The sequence below is a fragment of the Pseudomonas sp. FP597 genome (assembly GCF_030687435.1).
In the GTDB taxonomy this organism is placed as follows: Bacteria; Pseudomonadota; Gammaproteobacteria; order Pseudomonadales; family Pseudomonadaceae; genus Aquipseudomonas; species Aquipseudomonas lactucae.
In genome coordinates, this window is the sequence record NZ_CP117432.1 from 749596 (window position 1) to 768802 (window position 19207).

General features: G+C 62.8%; 20 protein-coding genes and 1 pseudogene. 11 read left to right on the forward strand and 10 right to left on the reverse strand.

Annotated features, from left to right (window positions below; translation table 11 throughout):
- Nucleotides 1-30 precede the first annotated feature (30 nt).
- Nucleotides 31-324, reverse strand: coding sequence for a hypothetical protein (locus tag PSH66_RS03280; protein ID WP_003171495.1), 294 nt, complete (start codon nucleotides 322-324; stop codon nucleotides 31-33).
- A gap of 144 nt (nucleotides 325-468) precedes the next feature.
- Here PSH66_RS03280 and pbpC point away from each other — a divergent pair, with 144 nt between their 5' ends.
- The 5 genes from pbpC to PSH66_RS03305 all read left to right on the forward strand — a co-directional run bounded on the left by pbpC (nucleotide 469) and on the right by PSH66_RS03305 (nucleotide 5164).
- On the forward strand, nucleotides 469-2760 hold the full coding sequence (gene pbpC / locus PSH66_RS03285; protein WP_305429568.1) for a peptidoglycan glycosyltransferase PbpC: 2292 nt from the start codon (nucleotides 469-471) through the stop codon (nucleotides 2758-2760).
- A gap of 126 nt (nucleotides 2761-2886) precedes the next feature.
- On the forward strand, nucleotides 2887-3195 hold the full coding sequence (locus PSH66_RS03290; protein ID WP_003171497.1) for a MazG-like family protein: 309 nt from the start codon (nucleotides 2887-2889) through the stop codon (nucleotides 3193-3195).
- The gene (locus PSH66_RS03295; RefSeq protein ID WP_305428353.1) at nucleotides 3188-3937 is read left to right on the forward strand and encodes a methyltransferase; all 750 of its coding nucleotides are present in this window, start codon (nucleotides 3188-3190) and stop codon (nucleotides 3935-3937) included. Before PSH66_RS03290 ends, PSH66_RS03295 begins: the two co-directional genes overlap by 8 nt.
- 24 nt (nucleotides 3938-3961) lie before the next feature.
- Nucleotides 3962-4564, forward strand: coding sequence for a DUF4136 domain-containing protein (locus PSH66_RS03300; RefSeq protein WP_003171500.1), 603 nt, complete (start codon nucleotides 3962-3964; stop codon nucleotides 4562-4564).
- A gap of 42 nt (nucleotides 4565-4606) precedes the next feature.
- Nucleotides 4607-5164 carry a DUF4136 domain-containing protein gene (locus PSH66_RS03305; protein ID WP_305428354.1) on the forward strand — a complete coding sequence of 186 codons (558 nt, stop codon included), beginning with the start codon at nucleotides 4607-4609 and terminating at the stop codon, nucleotides 5162-5164.
- A 41-nt stretch (nucleotides 5165-5205) separates the two neighbouring features.
- Here the strand turns inward: PSH66_RS03305 and PSH66_RS03310 are convergent, their stop codons facing one another.
- The gene (locus PSH66_RS03310) at nucleotides 5206-6057 is read right to left on the reverse strand and encodes a MaoC family dehydratase (protein WP_305428355.1); all 852 of its coding nucleotides are present in this window, start codon (nucleotides 6055-6057) and stop codon (nucleotides 5206-5208) included.
- A 2-nt stretch (nucleotides 6058-6059) separates the two neighbouring features.
- On the reverse strand, nucleotides 6060-7403 hold the full coding sequence (locus tag PSH66_RS03315; protein ID WP_003171505.1) for a 3-oxoacyl-ACP reductase: 1344 nt from the start codon (nucleotides 7401-7403) through the stop codon (nucleotides 6060-6062).
- A 105-nt stretch (nucleotides 7404-7508) separates the two neighbouring features.
- Between PSH66_RS03315 and PSH66_RS03320 the strand changes: the two genes are divergently transcribed.
- Together PSH66_RS03320 and PSH66_RS03325 are read left to right on the forward strand one after the other, a co-directional pair.
- Nucleotides 7509-8786 carry an acetyl-CoA C-acetyltransferase gene (locus PSH66_RS03320; RefSeq protein ID WP_305428356.1) on the forward strand — a complete coding sequence of 426 codons (1278 nt, stop codon included), beginning with the start codon at nucleotides 7509-7511 and terminating at the stop codon, nucleotides 8784-8786.
- 134 nt (nucleotides 8787-8920) lie between these two features.
- Complete coding sequence (locus PSH66_RS03325) at nucleotides 8921-9820, forward strand: PA4780 family RIO1-like protein kinase (protein ID WP_003171507.1); 900 nt, start codon at nucleotides 8921-8923, stop codon at nucleotides 9818-9820.
- Between the two features lie 64 nt (nucleotides 9821-9884).
- Here the strand turns inward: PSH66_RS03325 and cueR are convergent, their stop codons facing one another.
- From cueR to PSH66_RS03340, 3 genes are all read right to left on the reverse strand, one after another.
- Complete coding sequence (gene cueR, locus PSH66_RS03330) at nucleotides 9885-10286, reverse strand: Cu(I)-responsive transcriptional regulator (protein WP_141062993.1); 402 nt, start codon at nucleotides 10284-10286, stop codon at nucleotides 9885-9887.
- Entirely contained in the window at nucleotides 10283-12484 is a 2202-nt protein-coding gene (locus tag PSH66_RS03335) for a cation-translocating P-type ATPase (protein WP_305428357.1), read from the reverse strand. The genes cueR and PSH66_RS03335 overlap by 4 nt, the downstream gene beginning before the upstream one ends.
- Nucleotides 12485-12550: 66 nt before the next feature.
- Nucleotides 12551-12931 carry a hypothetical protein gene (locus PSH66_RS03340; RefSeq protein ID WP_305428358.1) on the reverse strand — a complete coding sequence of 127 codons (381 nt, stop codon included), beginning with the start codon at nucleotides 12929-12931 and terminating at the stop codon, nucleotides 12551-12553.
- A gap of 147 nt (nucleotides 12932-13078) precedes the next feature.
- Between PSH66_RS03340 and PSH66_RS03345 the strand changes: the two genes are divergently transcribed.
- Both PSH66_RS03345 and PSH66_RS03350 read left to right on the forward strand, forming a co-directional pair.
- Entirely contained in the window at nucleotides 13079-13276 is a 198-nt protein-coding gene (locus PSH66_RS03345; RefSeq protein ID WP_003171512.1) for a heavy-metal-associated domain-containing protein, read from the forward strand.
- Nucleotides 13277-13360: 84 nt separating this feature from the next.
- Nucleotides 13361-14554 carry a multidrug effflux MFS transporter gene (locus PSH66_RS03350; RefSeq protein WP_078731401.1) on the forward strand — a complete coding sequence of 398 codons (1194 nt, stop codon included), beginning with the start codon at nucleotides 13361-13363 and terminating at the stop codon, nucleotides 14552-14554.
- Between the two features lie 8 nt (nucleotides 14555-14562).
- Here the strand turns inward: PSH66_RS03350 and PSH66_RS03355 are convergent, their stop codons facing one another.
- The 3 genes from PSH66_RS03355 to PSH66_RS03365 all read right to left on the reverse strand — a co-directional run bounded on the left by PSH66_RS03355 (nucleotide 14563) and on the right by PSH66_RS03365 (nucleotide 16214).
- On the reverse strand, nucleotides 14563-14736 hold the full coding sequence (locus PSH66_RS03355) for a hypothetical protein (RefSeq protein WP_003171514.1): 174 nt from the start codon (nucleotides 14734-14736) through the stop codon (nucleotides 14563-14565).
- Nucleotides 14737-14881: 145 nt separating this feature from the next.
- The gene (locus PSH66_RS03360; RefSeq protein ID WP_003171515.1) at nucleotides 14882-15895 is read right to left on the reverse strand and encodes a zinc-binding alcohol dehydrogenase family protein; all 1014 of its coding nucleotides are present in this window, start codon (nucleotides 15893-15895) and stop codon (nucleotides 14882-14884) included.
- A gap of 25 nt (nucleotides 15896-15920) precedes the next feature.
- Complete coding sequence (locus PSH66_RS03365) at nucleotides 15921-16214, reverse strand: putative quinol monooxygenase (protein ID WP_003171517.1); 294 nt, start codon at nucleotides 16212-16214, stop codon at nucleotides 15921-15923.
- A 116-nt stretch (nucleotides 16215-16330) separates the two neighbouring features.
- Between PSH66_RS03365 and PSH66_RS03370 the strand changes: the two genes are divergently transcribed.
- On the forward strand, nucleotides 16331-17260 hold the full coding sequence (locus PSH66_RS03370) for a LysR family transcriptional regulator (protein ID WP_141062990.1): 930 nt from the start codon (nucleotides 16331-16333) through the stop codon (nucleotides 17258-17260).
- A gap of 134 nt (nucleotides 17261-17394) precedes the next feature.
- A pseudogene (locus PSH66_RS03375) lies at nucleotides 17395-18079 on the forward strand (ArsR/SmtB family transcription factor).
- A gap of 88 nt (nucleotides 18080-18167) precedes the next feature.
- Here PSH66_RS03375 and PSH66_RS03380 read toward each other — a convergent pair.
- Entirely contained in the window at nucleotides 18168-19121 is a 954-nt protein-coding gene (locus PSH66_RS03380; RefSeq protein WP_003171521.1) for an adenosine deaminase, read from the reverse strand.
- Nucleotides 19122-19207: the final 86 nt, after the last annotated feature.

The window sequence follows — 19207 nt, forward strand, 5'->3', positions numbered from 1 at the left end:
CTCCCACAGGGGACTGTGGCACGTTCAGGATCAGTGCACGACCCAACTGAGCAGCCACAGGCCCAGCATCAACCAGATAATCCCCATGATCACCGACGCCCGCATGAACGCACGTACTGCCGAGTACAGCAGCATCAGGCCGATGATCAGGGTGAGGATGCTGATGATCGATGTATCCATGCCCAGGGTGCGGGACAGGCCTTCGATAAAGTTGCCACCGGCATGGGTCAGGGCACCGAACAGTCCGCTGAGGCCATCGACGATAAAACGGATGATGGAACCGAGCGCCTGGCCCAACCATTCGAAAAAGCTTTCTACCTGCATGTGTGTGTCCTGATGAGAGGGTGGGCGTGTCTGTGCCTTTGGTTGTTATTGCGACGGGCTAGTTCCCTACAAGCATAGAGGTTTGCCGGTTTGAGGTTTCGATTAATCATCCAAGGGCGTTTACTGCGCTGGGCTTTAGGTTTTGTGGTGTTGGTGACTGCGCTGGTGTGGCTGGCCGACCGCATCTGGCCCTTGCCCCTGCCTCAGGACGACCTGGCGCGGGTAGTGCTGGCCGAGGATGGCACGCCGTTGTGGCGGTTTGCCGATGCCAATGGCGTGTGGCGTTACCCCGTGCAAACCAGCGAGGTCTCGCCGTACTACCTGGACGCACTGCTCACCTATGAGGACCGCTGGTTTTACCAGCACCCCGGCGTAAACCCGCTGGCGCTGGCCCGTGCGACCTGGCAGAACCTCACCGGCGCGCGGGTGGTGTCGGGTGGCAGCACCTTGTCGATGCAGGTGGCGCGCTTGCTCGATCCGCACCCGCGCACCTTCCTTGGCAAGCTGCGCCAGCTGTGGCGCACCGCGCAGTTGGAGTGGCACCTGTCCAAGGCACAGATTCTCAACCTGTACCTGAACCGTGCCCCGTTTGGCGGCACCTTGCAGGGTGTAGCGGCGGCCAGTTGGGCCTACCTGGGCAAGTCCCCGGCGCAACTGACCCATGCCGAAGCCGCCTTGCTCGCGGTGTTGCCCCAGGCGCCGAGCCGCCTGCGCCCGGACCGTCACCCGCAACGCGCCCAGGCCGCCCGGGACAAAGTGCTGCGCCGCCTGGGCGAGTTTCAGGTATGGCCGCAACCGGCCGTGGATGAAGCCCTGGAAGAACCGCTGCTGCTCGCCCCGCGCCTGGAGCCGAGCCTTGCCCCGTTGCTCGCGCGCCGCCTGAACCGCCCCGACAGCCCGCCGCTGATTCGCACCACCGTGGACGCTACCCTGCAACGCCGCCTCGAAGACCTGCTGCTCGGCTGGCGTGCGCGGTTGCCGGAACACACCTCCGCCGCCATCCTGGTGGTCGAGGAAGAGAGCATGGCCGTGCGCGCCTACCTGGGCTCGGTGGATATCAGCGACGCCAAACGTTTCGGCCATGTGGATATGATCAGCGCGCTGCGCTCGCCCGGTTCCACCTTGAAACCCTTCCTGTACGGCATGGCGCTGGATGAAGGGCTGATTCACTCCGAATCGCTGTTGCAGGACGTACCCCGGCGTTACGGCGACTACCGGCCGGGCAACTTCTCGATGGGCTTTACCGGCGCGGTGCCGGCGAGTACGGCGTTGTCCAGTTCACTCAACCTGCCGGCGGTGCAGTTGCTGGAGGCTTACGGGCCCAAGCGCTTTGCCGCGCAGATGCGCATCGGCGGTGTGCCGTTGGTATTGCCGGCGTTGGCCGAGCCCAATCTGGCCTTGATCCTCGGCGGCGCGGGCAGTCGGCTGGAAGACCTGGTGAGCGGCTATAGCGCCTTCGCCCGCGACGGCAAGAGCGCGACCCTGCGATTTCAACCGGACGACACGCTTAGAGAACGGCCGTTACTGTCGCCAGGGTCGGCCTGGATTGTGCGGCGTATCCTCAGTGGCCAGGCGCGACCGGACCGCGATCCGCGTGCCGAGCTGGTACAGCGCCCGGTGCTGGCCTGGAAAACCGGCACCAGCTATGGCTTTCGCGATGCCTGGGCAATTGGCGTGGGGCCGCGCTATTTGATCGGCGTATGGATCGGCCGACCGGACGGCACGCCGGTGCCGGGTCAGTTCGGCCTGGCTTCGGCGGCGCCGCTGATGCTGCAGGTGCACGACGTGCTGACCAACCGCGACAGCCAGCGCGGCATCAGCGCCCCCGTGAAACCGGTGCCGGCAAATGTCGGCGTGGCGGCGATCTGCTGGCCGCTGGGCCAGCCCATGAGCCGCAGCGATCCCAATTGCCGCCGCCAACGCTTCGCCTGGACGCTGGACAACACCACGCCGCCGACCTTGCAGGCGTTGGACCAACCGCTGAGCGTGGGGTTGATGGACAATGTCTGGGTCAATGCCAAGGGGCTGCGGGTGGATGCCCATTGCCCAGGCGCGGTCGCCCGGAATATCGCCTTGTGGCCGGCGCCACTGGAACCCTGGCTGCCCAGGGCGGAGCGCCGGGAAGCGCGCATCCCGGCGGCCGACCCGGACTGCCCGCCGCCGGCCTTGGCGGCCTCTTCGCCGTTGTCGATTGTCGGTATCCGCGAAGGCGACCAGCTACGCCTGCCCGCCGGCAGCCAGCAAGTCCTGCGCCTGAAACTCTCCGCCCTGGGCGGCAGCGGCCGACGCTGGTGGTTTCTCAACGGTGAGCCGCTGGGGGACAGTGCCAATCAGGACTTTATCAATACCAGTTTCGAGCGGTTGGGGCGTTATCAGCTCAGTGTCCTTGACGAGGCTGGCCAAACTGCCCGCTTGGAATTCAGCGTTGTTGATTAAATAGCCGTCGGGAGCAAGTCGAACCGTCGCACCGCCCCTCCCGATGGGGGCCTGAAGGTCACTCCAAGTGATTCACTTGCCTTCAAGGCGCATCCCCCCGAAGCTACACACCTTCAGGAGCCCAGCATGAACCTCGAACACCTCACCGAACGCCTGCACCGCATCCGCGATACCAACGACTGGAAGCCGTTTCACAGCCCGAAAAACCTGGCCATGGCGGCCAGTGTGGAAATGGCCGAACTGGTGGAAATCTTCCAATGGCTGACCGAAGACCAATCGCGCCAGTTGCCTGCCGATAAACTTGCCCACGCCGGGCAGGAAGTCGGCGATATCGTGCTGTACCTGCTGTTGCTGTGCAGCGAACTGGGCCTGGACATGAACGAAGTGGTGCGCGCCAAACTGGCCGACAGCGAGCGGCGGTTTACCCATGAGTGACCGTCATTTCGACCTGTTGGCCACGCGCTTTGCCGAGAAAATCTACGGTGGCGCCAAAGGCGCGATCCGCCTGGCGGTGTTGCAGGCCGACCTGGCCGAAGCGCTGCCGGACCGCCCCTTGCACGTGCTGGATATTGGCGCAGGCCTGGGGCATATGTCGCTGTGGCTGGCCGAGCGCGGGCACCAGGTGACCCTGGCCGAACCCGCCGAGCCGATGCTCGACGGCGCGCGCCAGCGGTTTGCCGACGCCGGGCAGACCGCGACCTTTATCCATGCGCCCTGGCAAGACCTGCTCGGCCAACTCACCGAACCCTACGACCTGGTGCTGTGCCACGCCGTGCTGGAATGGCTGGCCGAACCCCATGCGATCCTGCCGGTGCTGCATCAGCTGACGGTGCCCGGTGGTTGGCTGTCCCTGGCGTTCTACAACCGCGATGCGCTGATTTACCGCAATCTGCTCAAAGGCCACTTCCGCAAAATGCGCAAGAACGATATGGCCGGCGAGAAGCAAAGCCTCACCCCGCAACAACCCCTCGACCCACGCGAATTGGCGGCGCAACTCCAGGGACTGTGGCAGGTCGAAAGCCAAAGTGGGGTGCGGGTGTTCCACGATTATATGCCGGTTGAATTCCAGGCCCGCGCCAATCTTCAGGACCTTGTAGAGATGGAACTCGCTCACCGTCGTCATCCAAGCTTTGCCGGGCTTGGGCGTTATTTGCACTGGATCTGCCGTCCGGTTTAAGCGGCCCAGTCTGCGGAGGTCGAAATGCGTCGTCTCTGTTTGATCCTGTTATCCCTCGGCCTGGGCGCTTGCTCAAGCCCCAATCCCTATGTCGCAGCCTCGGCCCCGATGCCGCCGGCGCCGGCCCAGGCGGCCAGCACCTTTGATGCCAGCGCCTACCCGGCGCCGGTGCGCGATTACGGCGCCTATCGCAATTGGGCCTGGCGCAACGGCCAGTTGCCGGCGGGCACGGCGTGGGCGGATTCGGCGCAAATCGCCGAAGCGGTCAGCGGTGCCCTCGACCAGCGCGGCTTGCGCCCGTTGCATGACGCGCGCGCGCCCGACCTGTTGGTGAGCGCCGATGTGCGTCTGGAGAAGCGCCTCAGACAAGTCCAGGACGACTATGGCTACGGCTACGGCGGCTATAACCGCTATGGCAACGGCTACGGCATGTACAACTCGGCGCCGATCGTGCGCACCTATGAGGTGACGGTGGCCGTGGTGCGGGTCAATCTGTTCGACGCGCGCACTGGCCAACCGGTGTGGAGCACCAGTGCTGAAACCGCCAGCCAGGGCAGCCTCGGCGAACGTGCGGATGCACTGCGCCAGGCGGTGCAAAAGGCGATGGCGGCGTATCCTCCGCGTTAACCGCTATTCTCATTTAAAGCCTGGGTCGTTTTGGAGATCATCATGTTTCGTCGCATCGCTATGCTTGCCGTTGTCGTGCTGCTGGGCGGTTGTCAGACCAGCCAGGTCAACCACGATTTTGATGCCAGCCGAGATTTCGGCGCCTACCGCAGTTGGGCCTGGAAAGACCCGGCGTTGCAATACCGCCCCGATGATCCGCGTATCAAGAGTGACCTCACCGAACAACGCATCCGCCAGGCCGTTGGCGAACAACTCGACCAGCGCGGCCTGCGCCCGGCGGCGGCCGGCACCCGGGCTGATGTGAACGTGCAGGCCTACCTGATCGTCGAAGACCGTCAGCAACAAGTCACCACCAACTACGGCGGCGCCTGGGGCGGCCCGTGGAACGGCTACTGGGGCGCGCCGATGTACAACGAAACGCGCAACATCACCTATAAGGTCGCCACCCTGCAGATCGACCTGCTCGACGGCAAGGACGGCAAACTGGTGTGGCGCGGCAGCGACGAACAACTGATGAGCAGTACGCCCAACCCCCAGGAGCGCAGCAACGCCGTTCGCACGACGGTCACCCGGATACTCTCTGCCTACCCTCCACACTGAAGCTCACTGCAAAACCTGTGGGAGGGGGCTCTGTCAGTCATTCATGGGCTGATTGGCCGCCACCGACCCACCATATGTTCAATATTGCCCGCGCCTTTCAAGCACAAATCACCGCTGGAGCCCGCAGCGCTGGCGAACAACACCACGTCGCCGGGCAGGCGCACCGGCTTCTTGAATTCGACCGCTATTTCGATATTGGCGGCGGGCAGATGCTCAGCCAGGGCGGCGAGCGTGCGCGCCTTGTTCCACAGCCCATGGGCGATGGCCTGGGGGAAACCGAACAATTTTGCGCTCAAGGCGCTGAGGTGAATCGGGTTGTAGTCGCCCGAGACACGGGCATAGCGGCGGCCGATATCGGCAGGGGCATTCCAGCGGGCCAGTTCGCTGACCTGTGCGGATGTGGCTTGCGAATCATCCGTTGCTTCGCCTTCGAGCTTCACACCTCGGCACAGCATGCGACTCTCGGCTTCCCACAGCAGGCCGAGGGAATCTTCAACGGTGGTCACCAGGTCAAAGGTCGCGCCCTTGGCGTGAGGCAGCAGGTTTTGCGCGTGCACGCCAATGGACAGGTCACTGACGCTGCCCATCGGCCGATGAATGCGGATGCGATTGCTCAGGTGGATCAACCCCAGCAGGGGAAAGGGGAAGCGCGTGTCGGTGAGCCATTTCATCTGCAAACCGAACGCCAGGATGTGCGGGTAAGTGGGTGGCAACATCGGGCTGTCGATAAACCCGCAGACCTTGCAATAGGCCGCCACGTCCCTGGGGTTGACGCTGACCCTGCAGCGCAAGCCCTGTTCAGGCAAGGTGCTGCCAGTGATCTTGCGTTTGAGCGCCGCGCGCCAATACAGCGGCGGCAGAAACGGGGTACTGCCTAAGGTTTGCCAATGCATGCTTATGCTCCCAGCAGACTTTGCCCACACACCCGCAGCGCTTGCCCGCTGACCGCACCGGAGCCCGGCTGGGCCAGCCACGCCACGGCCTCGGCGACGTCCTGCGGCACACCGCCCTGGCCCAGCGAACTCATGCGCCGCCCGGCCTCACGCAGCGCGAATGGAATGTGCGCGGTCATCTGCGTTTCGATAAAGCCTGGGGCCACGGCGTTGATGCTGATCCCGCGTTCCGCCAACAGCGGTGCCCATGCCTGGGCCAGGCCAATCAAGCCCGCCTTGCTCGCGGCATAGTTGGTTTGCCCACGGTTACCGGCGATGCCGCTGATGGACGCGAGCAGCACCACGCGGGCGTTGTCGTGCAGGGCACCACTGTCGAGCAGGGCCTGGGTCAGCACTTGGGGGGCGTTGAGGTTCACCGCCAGCACCGCGTCCCAGTATTCCGGCGTCATGTTGGCCAAGGTCTTGTCGCGAGTGATCCCGGCGTTGTGCACCAGGATGTCCAGGCCATCGGGCAGGTGTTCGATCAATTGGCCGGCGGCGTCTTCGGCGCAGATATCCAGCACCACCGTGCGCGCCCCCAGTCGCGCGGCCAACGCTTCGAGATCGGCCTTGGCCTGGGGCACATCCAGCAGGATGACCTCGGCGCCATCGCGGGCCAGGGTTTCGGCGATGGACGCGCCGATGCCACGGGCCGCACCGGTAACCAGCGCTTTGCGACCGGCCAAGGGGCGAGTCCAGTCCTCGACAGGCGTAGCGCAGGCCTGCAGGCGAATCACTTGGCCAGAGATGTACGCACTTTTGGGCGAGAGGAAGAAGCGCAGCGCGCCTTCCAACTGGTCTTCGGCGCCGTTGCCGACATAGAGCAATTGCAACACCCCACCGTGGCGCAGCTCCTTGGCCAGCGAGCGGCTGAAGCCTTCAAGGGCGCGCTGGGCGCTGGCGGCAAACGGATCGCCGAGGCTTTCCGGAGCGCGGCCGAGGATCACCAGGTGCGCGCTGTTATCCAGGTTTTTCAGCAGCGGTTGGAAGAACTCTCGCAGTTGCTTGAGTTGGTCGGTGTGCTGCAAGTGGCTGGCGTCGAACACCACGGCCTTGAGCTTGGGACCGTGCCCGGGAATCCATGTCGACGTCTCGGTGCCATAGCTGTAAATGGCATCGGTGAGTTTGTTGGCAAACGCCTGCACCCGGTTTGCCAGCGCGCCGCCGCCCAGCAGCAGCGCACCGTCCACCGGGCGCAGGCGCCCGGCTTGCCAGCGCTCCAGGCGTACCGGTGACGGCAGGCCAAGGGCGGCGACCAGACGATGGCCGAGGCTTGAATTGGCGAAGTCGATATAACGGTCAGACATGGAACGCTCTCCGAAGGCTGGGGTTCAAAGGGTTGACAATCCCAGGGTAGCAGTCGTTCGACTAGGCTCAGTGATCAGGTCCATAACAGACAAAGGGAGCTTTCCATGACTCAATTGCGCCGTGTGGCGATCATTGGCGGTAACCGCATTCCGTTCGCCCGCTCCAATGGCCCCTATGCCACGGCGAGCAACCAGGCGATGCTGACGGCGGCGCTGGAGGGCCTGATCGAACGCTACAACCTGCACGGCCTGCGCATGGGCGAAGTGGCCGCCGGCGCCGTGCTCAAGCACTCGCGTGACTTCAACCTCACCCGCGAATGCGTGCTGGGCTCGCGCCTGTCGCCGCAAACCCCGGCCTATGACATTCAGCAGGCGTGCGGCACCGGGCTGGAGGCGGCGTTGCTGGTGGCCAACAAGATTGCGTTAGGCCAGATCGAATGCGGCATCGCGGGTGGGGTGGACACCACGTCCGACGCGCCGATCGGCGTGAATGAAGGGCTGCGCAAGATTCTGCTGCAAGCCAATCGCAGCAAATCCATGGCGGATAAATTAAAACTCCTGTTACAACTTCGTCCCCATCACCTCAAGCCCGAACTGCCGCGCAATGGCGAGCCGCGTACCGGGTTGTCCATGGGCCAGCATTGTGAATTGATGGCGCAGACCTGGCAGATCCCGCGTGCCGAGCAGGACCAGCTTGCACTTGAGAGCCACCAGAAAATGGCCGCGTCCTACGCCGAGGGCTGGCACAACGATCTGCTCACACCGTTCCTGGGCCTGACCCGTGACAACAACCTGCGTCCCGACCTGACCCTGGAAAAACTCGCCGCGCTCAAACCCGCGTTCGAACGCAGTGAAAAGGGCACCCTCACCGCCGGCAACTCCACGCCGCTCACCGATGGTGCATCCCTGGTGCTGCTGGGCAGCGAAGCCTGGGCCAAGGCGCGTGGTTTGCCGATCCTGGCCTATCTGCGCGATGGCGAAGCGGCGGCGGTGGATTTCGTCAACGGTGCCGAAGGCCTGCTGATGGCGCCGGTGTACGCCGTGCCGCGCCTGCTGGCGAGGAATGGTCTGACGCTGCAGGACTTCGATTACTATGAGATTCATGAAGCCTTCGCTGCCCAAGTGTTGTGCACGCTCCAGGCATGGGAAGATGCGGACTACTGCAAGACCCGCCTGGGGCTGGACGCGCCGCTGGGTGCCATTGATCGGCGCCGCTTGAATGTGAAGGGCAGTTCCCTGGCCGCCGGGCATCCTTTCGCGGCCACGGGTGGGCGTATCGTCGCCAGTCTGGCCAAGCTGCTGGACGTGGCGGGCAAAGGGCGCGGGTTGATTTCGATCTGCGCCGCCGGTGGGCAGGGCGTCACGGCAATCATTGAGCGTTGATTACCCGTGAAACTGGCATATAGGATGCATTCTTGAGTGGTCAAAGGTCGGTCGCCTCTCCCCCCGGCGGGCCGATTGCCGTATAACGAGTGCCATACGCGTATTTGGTAATAAAGGACCCACAATAAAAGCTGATGAAGACTCCTAAACGCATTGAACCCCTGATCGAAGACGGTCTGGTCGACGAAGTGCTGCGCCCACTCATGAGTGGTAAAGAAGCAGCTGTTTATGTGGTGCGCTGCGGCAACGAACTGCGTTGCGCCAAGGTTTACAAGGAGGCGAACAAACGAAGTTTTCGTCAGGCGTCCGAATACCAGGAAGGCCGCAAGGTCCGCAACAGCCGTCAGGCCCGTGCCATGGCCAAGGGTTCCAAGTTCGGCAAGAAAGAAACCGAGGATGCCTGGCAGAACGCTGAAGTCGCGGCGTTGTTCCGCCTGGCGGGTGCGGGCGTTCGCGTGCCCAAGCCCTACGACTTCCTTGAAGGCGTGCTGCTGATGGAACTGGTGGCCGACGAGTACGGCGACGCAGCGCCGCGTCTGAATGACGTGACCTTGGATCCGGATCAGGCGCGTGAATACCACGCCTTCCTGATCTCGCAGATCGTGCTGATGCTGTGTACCGGCCTGGTGCACGGTGACTTGTCCGAGTTCAACGTGCTGCTCACGCCCACGGGCCCGGTGATCATCGACCTGCCCCAGGCGGTGGATGCGGCCGGCAACAACCACGCATTCAGCATGCTGGAGCGGGATGTGGGCAACATGGCCTCCTACTTCGGGCGTTTTGCCCCGGAGTTGAAGAAGACCAAGTACGCCAAGGAAATGTGGGCGCTGTACGAAGCCGGCACCTTGCACCCGGCCAGCCTATTGACCGGCGAGTTCGATGAGCCGGAAGAGTTGGCGGATGTGGGCGGTGTGATCCGCGAGATCGAAGCGGCGCGTTTGGATGAAGAGCGTCGTCAGGCGATTCGGGCTGCGGATGATGCGCCGGCGAGCAAAGCGTCCGAAGAGCCACCGCCTCCGCCTTGGATGCAGTGATCTCCCAGCTAATCGAGATCTGAAAAATGTGGGAGGGGCGGTTTTGTGTGGTCAGTTACACCCCTCAGGCGCAGCAGCTACCGGACGCCAACTCCTTGAGAATCGGGCAATCCGGCCGATCATCGCCGTGGCAGTGGTCCACCAGGTCCTGCAACGTGTCGCGCAGCTGCCCCAGTTCCACAATTTTCTGATTCAACTCTTCGATATGCTGACGCGCCAGGGCTTTTACGTCGGCGCTGGCCCGTTGCCGGTCCTGCCACAGGGTCAGCAGTTTGCCGACCTCTTCCAATGAAAAGCCCAGATCCCGCGATCGCTTGATAAACGCCAGGGTGTGCAGGTCTTCCGCGCCGTACACGCGGTAACCGCTGTCGGTACGGTGGGCGGCCTTGAGCAGGCCGATGGACTCATAGTAGCGAATCATCTTTGCGCTCAGCCCGCTCTGTCGGGCGGCTTGGCCGATGTTCATGGGCGTTGATCCTCCAGGTTCTTGGGCTTCCAGGTTTTTAGCAGCAATGCATTGCTCACCACGCTGACGCTGGACAAGGCCATGGCCGCGCCCGCGAGTACTGGGTTGAGCAGGCCGAACGCGGCCAGAGGAATGCCGATCAAGTTATACACAAAGGCCCAGAACAGGTTCTGGCGGATTTTTGCGTAGGTCTTGCGGCTGATCTCCAACGCGGCCGGCACCAAACGAGGGTCGCCGCGCATCAAGGTAATCCCGGCCGCGTGCATGGCCACATCGGTGCCGCCGCCCATGGCGATGCCGATATCGGCGGCGGCCAGGGCCGGGGCGTCGTTGATGCCGTCGCCGACCATGGCCACCACAGCGGTTTTTTTCAGTTCGGCGACGGTAGCGGCTTTGTCGGCGGGCAGCACTTCGGCGTGTACATCGTCTATGCCCAGCGCCTGCGCGACCACTCGGGCGCTGCCGCGATTATCGCCGGTGAGCAAGTGGCTGCTGATATTGCGTGCCTTGAGTTGAGTCACCGCTTGCAGCGCGCCGGGCTTGAGGGTGTCGCCAAACGCGAACAGCCCCAGCACCTTGGGCTGCGCGCCTTGTTCAAGCAGCCACGACAGAGTGCGGCCTTCGGCCTCCCAGTCTTGGGCGCGGGTAGCCAGGTCGCCGGCGCTCAAGCCGCTCTCTTGCAACAAGCGGTGGTTGCCCAGGGCCAGGCGCCGGCCGTCGAAGGTGCCGGCGATGCCGCGTCCGGTCAGGGATTGGCTGGCGCTCACATCCGCGACCGTCAGCCCTCGTTCGTCGCAGGCGTCCAGTACAGCCTTGGCCAGCGGGTGTTCGCTGCCACGTTGCAGCGCACCGGCCTGTTGCAGCAGCAGGGCTTCATTGCCATCCACTGCGGCCAAATGGGCGATTTTCGGCGCGCCGGAGGTGAGGGTGCCGGTCTTGTCGAATACCACGGCGCTCACTTCATGGGCGCGCTCCAGGGCTTCGGCGTCTTTAATCAGGATGCCGTAGCGGGCGGCAACGCCGGTGCCGGCCATGATCGCAGTCGGGGTGGCCAGCCCGAGGGCGCAAGGACAGGCGATCACCAGGACCGCCACGGCATTGATGATCGCGGTTTCCAGCGGGGCGCCGTACAACCACCAGCCGACCAGAGTGATCAATGCCAGCACCAGCACCGCCGGTACGAACACCTGGCTGACTTTATCCACCAGTTTCTGGATCGGCGCCTTGGCGGCCTGGGCATCTTCCACCAGGCGAATGATCCGCGCCAATACGCTTTCGGCACCCAGCGCGGTGGTGCGCACCAGCAGGCGACCTTCGCCATTGATGGCGCCGCCAGTGACCTTATCGCCCGGTTGTTTGGGCACCGGCAGGCTTTCGCCGCTGATCAACGCTTCATCGGCATGGCTTTGGCCTTCGATCACTTCACCGTCCACCGGGAAGCGTTCGCCGGGTTTGACCAGTACCCGGTCATCCAGCTTCAGCGCGCTGATGGCGACCTCTTCTTCGTGACCGTCCTGCACGCGAATCGCGCGTTCAGGACGCAGGGCTTCCAGCGCACGGATAGCGCTGGCGGTCTGGCGTTTGGCGCGGCTTTCCAGGTATTTGCCCAGCAGCACCAGGGCGATCACCACGGCCGAGGCTTCAAAGTACAGGTGCGGCATGCTGTCGGTGGGGGCGGTGAGCCATTCATAGATACTCAGGCCGTAACCGGCGCTGGTGCCGATGGCCACCAGCAAGTCCATATTGCCGGCACCGGCGCGCACGGCTTTCCAGGCCGCTATATAAAAGCGCGCACCGAAGATGAATTGCACGGGGGTGGCCAGGGCGAATTGCACCCAGGCGGGCAACATCCAATGCACGCCGAAGGGTTGCACCAGCATCGGCAATACCAGCGGCAGTGCCAGCGCAATGGCCAACAATAGCGCCCAACGCTCGCGGTGCAGGTGCTGGGCCTGGTGGGCGTCGGTGACAATTTCGCTTTGGGGCAGGGTGGCGGTGTAGCCGGCTTTGTCGACGGCAGCGATCAACACCGCGGGGTCCATCTGGCCGAGTACTTCAACATAGGCGCGTTCGTTGGCCAGGTTGACGCTGACGCTTTGCACCCCCGGCACCTTGCCCAATGCGCGCTCGACACGCCCGGCACAGCTGGCGCAAGTCATGCCGCTGATGGGCAGGTCAAAGGTGGTGGATCCATTCATGGGGCGGTCCTCCAGAAGAAGTTGCGCCTAGGATCAACCTTGACCTGTGGGGAAGGTCAAGCGCCTTCAGTATTCCAGTGCAGCGGGCTTGAGGTACATGCCGTCCGGGCCTTGGGCGATACGTAACTTGCGTACTTCACCGACCTTGAGCTTGATGTTTTGCGCCGGCGGCGCCAGCAGGCCTGGAAGGCATCCGCGTGCCTGGCCCGGCAGGAGCTTCAAGCGCAACGACAGATCGCCCGCCGGCAAGTTGAACGAGGTGGCCTGCTCCTGGAACAGCCGCCCTGCCAACTGGTCATTGAGGTACAGGCCGATCTCACAGTTGGTCAGTACTTCCAGGCGTTCGCGGGAAATAATCAGGACCGCATAGTCTTCGGCGGCGCTGGCCAGGGGCGCAGCGGCAGACAAGCTCATCAGGCCGACAAGGCCAAAAAACGACCAGCGCATGGCGAATGCTCCGAGGGTTGAATCAACGATGCGTCAAGCTTGGCCGACAGTGGCGTCGAATACCAGCCCGGCCAAAGTTTTCAAAACTTGACCTTGCCATCGTGGCAAGGTCGAGACTGGCGTCAACCTCATCAAAGGAGTCATGTCATGCAAGTATTCAGCGTTGAAGGAATGACCTGCGGCCATTGCGTCAAGGCGGTGACCCAGGCGGTGCAGAGCCAGGACCCGGCGGCCAGTGTGAAGGTTGATCTGGCCGCCAGGGAAGTGGGCGTGGAAAGCCGTTTGTCTGCCGACCAAGTGATCAACCTCATTACAGAAGAAGGCTATAAAGCCAAGCTCGCCTGATTTTAATAGTTAGCGAGCTATCTTTATGTTCAAGGCACCCTGGCCCGGCTAGACTGTGGGGCTGCCGACTCACTTGGGTGCCTGATGAACCTTCGCATAATTCTGATCCTGGGCGCCTTGAGCGCCTTCGCGCCGCTGGCGATCGATTTTTACCTGCCGGGCTTTCCGGCAATGGCCACGGCGTTCGCCACCGATGAAAAACATATCCAGCTGACCCTGGCTGTGTATTTTGCCGGCCTGGCCATCGGCCAATTGATCTACGGCCCGCTGGCGGACCGTTTTGGTCGACGCGGGCCGCTGCTCAGCGGCGTGACCCTGTTTACCCTGGCGTCTTTCGCCTGTGCCTATGCTCCTTCCCTGGACTGGCTGATCGGCGCGCGCTTCGTGCAGGCGCTGGGCGGCTGCGCAGGCATGGTGATCTCCCGTGCGGTGGTGAGCGACAAGTGTGATGCGGTGGGTTCGGCCAAAGTGTTTTCCCAACTGATGCTGGTGACCGGCCTGGCGCCGATCCTTGCGCCACTGGCCGGTGGCCTGATGGTAGGACTCTGGGGCTGGCAGTCGATCTTCCTGGCGTTGTCGATCTTCAGTGTGATGGCGGCGGTCGCCGTGGCGGTCGGTTTGCCGGAAACCTTCCCGGCCCATCAGCCGCGCCAGCCGTTGTCCGGCTCGCTGCGCCGCTACTTGGGGCTGCTGTCGGACCGGGTTTATCTCGGTTACGCGCTGACCGGCGCGCTGTCGATTGCCGGGATGTTTGCCTACATCGCCGGTTCACCGTTCGTGTTTATCAAGCTCTATGGCGTGCCCGCCGAGCATTACGGCTGGGTGTTCGGTTCCAACGCCGCCGGTTTTATTCTGGTGGCACAGCTCAACGCGCGCTTGCTGGCCAAGCGTGGCCCGGCGTTTTTGCTGTCGCGCACGGTGTGGCTCTATGCGTTGGCAGGCATGACGCTGCTGGGCATTTCGGCGCTGCACACTGACGCATTGTGGCCATTGCTGGTGCCGTTGTTTATCTGCATTGCCAGCCTGGGCTGCATTTTGCCCAACACCTCGGCCTGCGCCATGAGCGGGCAGGGCGCCCGAGCGGGAAGCGCGTCGGCGTTGCTCGGCTGCATCCAGTTCGGCGTGGCGGCGGGCGCGGCGTCGTTGGTGGGACTGTTGCACGATGGCACCGCCATGCCGATGGCGATGGTCATCAGCTTGTGCGGTGTGTTGGCGGTGACGGTGGCCGTATCGACCCAGCGCCTGCAACGAACCAGAGCCTTGCAGGCGCAGGTCTGAAGGGCGGTTCAGCCAGCGGCGGACTGTGGCTGGCTGACAGGAAAGCGATGGGGCGCCTGGATGCGCGCCTGCAGGGTATCGGCAAAGGCGCGAGCCTCGGCTTCGGTGTGGAAAATAATGGCTTTCTGATCCAGCCGGACCTCCCACTGGGATTTTGCTAACGCTTTTATCAGGATTTTCATTGCTGACTTCCTCACGTAAAAGAATCGTGGCAAAGGCGGCCAATATAAACCTGAATACGCTCACAAATGTGACAAGGATCAAGTCTCTGACTAGCGGTGTCGTCCATGACTCACGTGAATAATGGACGACACCGACAGACGCTTCCTAGAACCCTTCCAACACGATCTTGCCCTTGGCCTTGCCGCTTTCCAGCAGTGCATGGGCCCGGCGCAGATTCGCCGCATTGATCAGGCCAAAGTGCTCGCCCACCGTGGTTTCCAGGGTGCCGGCATCGATCAGTTCGGCCACGCGGTTGAGCAGGTTGTGCTGCTCGATCATGTCCGGGGTTTCGAACATCGAGCGCGTGTACATGAACTCCCAGTGCAGTGACAGGCTCTTGCGCTTGAGCTTGCTCACGTCCAATGCCTTGGGATCGTCAATCAACGCCAGTTTGCCCTGAGGCTGCAGCGCTTCGACCAGTTGGTCCAGGTGATGGTCGGTCTGGGTCAGGCTGGCGACGTGGGTCACTTGCGGGTGGCCGGCCTGTTCCAGCGCTTCGCTCAGCGGTTGGCTGTGGTCGATCACCAGGTCGGCGCCGAGTGCCTTGGCCCATGCCTGGGTTTCCGGACGCGAGGCGGTGCCGATCACTTTCAGGGCGGTGAGCTGGCTGGCCAGTTGGGTCAGGATCGAACCCACGCCACCGGCGGCGCCGACGATCAGCAGGCTCTGGCCTTCATCCTGTTTACCCTCACGCACTTGCAGGCGTTCGAACAGCAGTTCCCAGGCGGTGATGGCGGTCAGCGGCAGCGCGGCGGCTTCGGCAAAACTCAAGCTCTTGGGCATATGGCCGACGATGCGCTCGTCCACGCTGTGCAGTTCGCTGTTGCCGCCTGGGCGCAACAGGGAGCCGGCATAGAACACCTTGTCGCCGGCCTTGAACAGGGTCACGTCACTGCCGACCGCCTTGACCACACCGGCCACGTCCCAGCCCAGCACTTTGGCGGCGCCGTTTTCCGGGGCGACGTTCTGGCGCACCTTGGTATCCACCGGGTTGACCGAAATGGCTTTGACTTCCACCAGCAGATCGCGCGGGCCGGCGACCGGCGCTGGCAGTTCGATGTCTTGCAGCGATTGTTCGTCGTTGATGGGCAGAGAGGCGTAGTAGGCAATGGCTTTCATGGGGACTCCGGAAAAAGGATGGTGATCAGGCAAGAAATGTCAGGCGCTTGAGTTCGAAATGTTCGAGCACGTCGGCAGCCTTGGCGCGAAAATCCTGGATATGCGCGCTCTGGTCGTGATCGGCCAGTGCGGCGTCATCGCTCCAGCGTTCAAGCATGTAGAAGGTCTCTGGGTGTTGCAGGTCCTGGTGCAGGTCGTACTGCTCGCAGCCGGCTTCGAGGCGGGTGGGTTCCAGCAGGCCTCGCAGCAGGGTTTCCAGAGTGGCTTGTTGGCCGGGTTTGGCGATCAGCGTGGCAATGACGTTAAAGGCGGTGGACATAGTCGACTCCAGACACGTGATAAATGGGATGGGCAGATAATTGGCTATTTCCTACGAAGATAAAAGCCGCTAAAACACTAGGCTGTTTCAATAAAATTTTGATAATGGGCAGATAGATGCTGCGCTTTGATGATTTGCAGTTGTTTGTGCGCGCGGCCGACTTGGGCAGCCTGTCGGCGGCGGCGCGGGTGATGGAACTGTCGCCCGCCGTGGCCAGCGCTGCGCTTAAACGCATCGAACAGCAACTGGGTGCGCGCTTGCTGGCGCGCTCCACTCGCAGTCTGCGTTTGACCGCCGAAGGTGAAGGCTTCCTGGACTATGCACGCGCTGCGCTGAGTTCGCTGGATGAGGGGCGGCGGTTATTGGCCAGTGGCCAGGACCATGTCAGCGGCGTGTTGCAACTGTCGGCGCCCTCCGATTTTGGCCGCAACCAGTTGTTGCCGTGGCTGGATGAGTTCCAGCGCGAATACCCGCAGCTCACCGTGCGCCTGTTGTTGGGCGATCGGATTGCCGACCTGTTCCGTCAGCCGGTGGACATCGCCCTGCGCTATGGCGAGCCGGAGGATTCCAGCCTTATCGCGCTGCCTGTGGCCCCGGACAATATCCGCGTATTGTGCGCGGCCCCCGTCTATCTGGCGCGGCACGGCGAACCTCGACACCTGGAGCAGTTGGCCCAGCACAATTGCCTGCTGTATATGCTCGGCAGTCGCGTGCATGACCACTGGGCGTTTCATGACGGCAAACGTGACGTCAGCCTGACGGTTGGCGGCGACCGCTTCAGTGATGATGCCGATGTGGTGCGCCGCTGGGCGGTGGCGGGTGTGGGCATTGCCTACAAGTCCTGGCTGGATGTGAGTACCGACGTGCTGGCCGGGCGCTTGCGCCTGATCCTGCCGGAGCTGCGTGGCGAGCGTACGCCGCTCAATCTGCTGTGCGCCCACCGCGCCCAGTTGAGCAAACCCATCAACCTGCTGCGCGAAATGCTCGTGTCCCGTTGTGCGACATTGACCGCGCAGTTGCCGGCGCGCGTGGGCACGGGGCAATAACCTTCATCACAGCAGGAAGTTTCACTCAGAGCCTGTCCCTATCCGCGCTGTCAGACGCCGCGGAACTGGCGGTCGGCGCACCTATACTTTGGCGCCAACCGCAGCACAAAAATAATTCGACAGGGAGTGAATCGATGGAAGAAGCACCTTGCATCAGCCAGATCGCCAGTTTGCTCGCCGAGCCAAAACGCACGGCCATGCTCTGGGCGTTGATGGACGGTTCGGCCCGATCGTCGCAGGAGCTGGCAACGCTGGCCGGGCTGTCACCGGCCTCGGCCAATGCGCATCTGGCGCGGTTGACCGGCAGTGGCTTGCTTCGCATTGAGGCGCGCCGCGGCGGGCGTTTGTTCCGCGTGGCGGCCCCGGATGTGAGGGTTGCCATCGATGCATTGGCAAACACCACCTTCGCCAGTGCGGCACGCCGAGCGTCGGGAACTTCACCACCGCTGCTGCTGGCGCCACTTTCATTGCGGCATGCCCGCCTGTGCCATGGCCACCTCGGCGGCGAGTTGGCGGCGGCGCTCTACGAACGGATGATGGCGGCGGGTTGGATTGAACGCCTTGAGCAGCGTATCGAGGTCACGGTCAAGGGCGCGCAGCAGTTGGCGGACCTGGGCATTTTCATCCAGGCGCTGGCGTCGCCGCTGGTGTGCGATTGTTTTGATTGGAGTCGGCAGCAACCGCATCTGGGGGGGACGTTGGGTACGGGGCTGTCAACTGTTTTTGCAGTCGAACTGGGTGAGTTTGATCAATGAGTCCCAGGCGCTAGAGGTGAGCGATCTCGGGCTGGTGGAAATCGCCCGATTGGCCCTGTCGTAGATGCCTTTCGCTGTTCAAGCAGTCAATACAAGGTAAATGCGGGCTCGCCACGGCAAGCCCGCTAACAGTTTTGGCCTGTGTTATCCAGTTACGGTTTTACGAGCCGAGCGTCCAGGCTGTTCTGCGCCAAGCGTTTGGCCTGATCCTGGGTCATGCCCAGCGAGGTGTACAGCGCGTGGAAGTTCTCGGTCACATAACCACCGAAGTACGCCGGATCGTCGGAGTTCACCGTTACCTTCACGCCACGCTCAAGCATGTCGAGAATGTTGTGCTGGGCCATGTCGTCGAATACGCAGAGCTTAGTGTTGGACAGCGGGCACACGGTGAGCGGGATCTGCTCGTCGATGATGCGTTGCATCAGACGCTCATCTTCGATGGCGCGCACGCCATGGTCGATACGCTGGATTTTCAGCAGGTCGATGGCTTCCCATATGTACTCCGGTGGGCCTTCTTCGCCGGCGTGGGCGACGGTGAGGAAGCCTTCGTGGCGGGCACGGTCGAACACGCGCTGAAACTTGCTCGGCGGGTGGCCCATTTCCGAACTGTCCAGGCCGACGGCGACGAACGCGTCACGGAACGGCAGCGCCTGGTCGAGGGTTTTCTGCGCTTCGTCTTCACTCAGGTGGCGCAGGAAGCTAAGGATCAGGCCGCTGGTGATGCCCAGTTGCTGTTCGCCATCTTTGAGCGCAGCGGCGATGCCGTTAAGCACCACTTCGAACGGCACGCCACGGTCGGTGTGGGTTTGCGGGTCGAAGAAAGGTTCGGTATGGATCACGTTCTGCGCTTTGCAGCGCAGCAGGTAAGCCCAGGTCAGGTCGTAGAAATCCTGGGAGGTGCGCAGCACGTCGGCGCCTTTGTAGTACAGATCGAGAAATTCCTGCAGGTTGTTAAAGGCGTAGGCCTTGCGCAGGGTTTCAACGTCGTTCCACGGCAGCGCGATTTTGTTGCGTTCGGCCAGGGCGAACAGCAATTCAGGCTCCAGCGAGCCTTCCAGATGCAGGTGCAGTTCTGCCTTGGGCAGGGCGTTGAGCCAATCGTACATTTTTAAAATCTCATCAGGTGCAATGGCGGCATTCTACAGGGCATGGCCGAAATAATCGGTAAAACCTGACCGGCAGGAGAGTATTC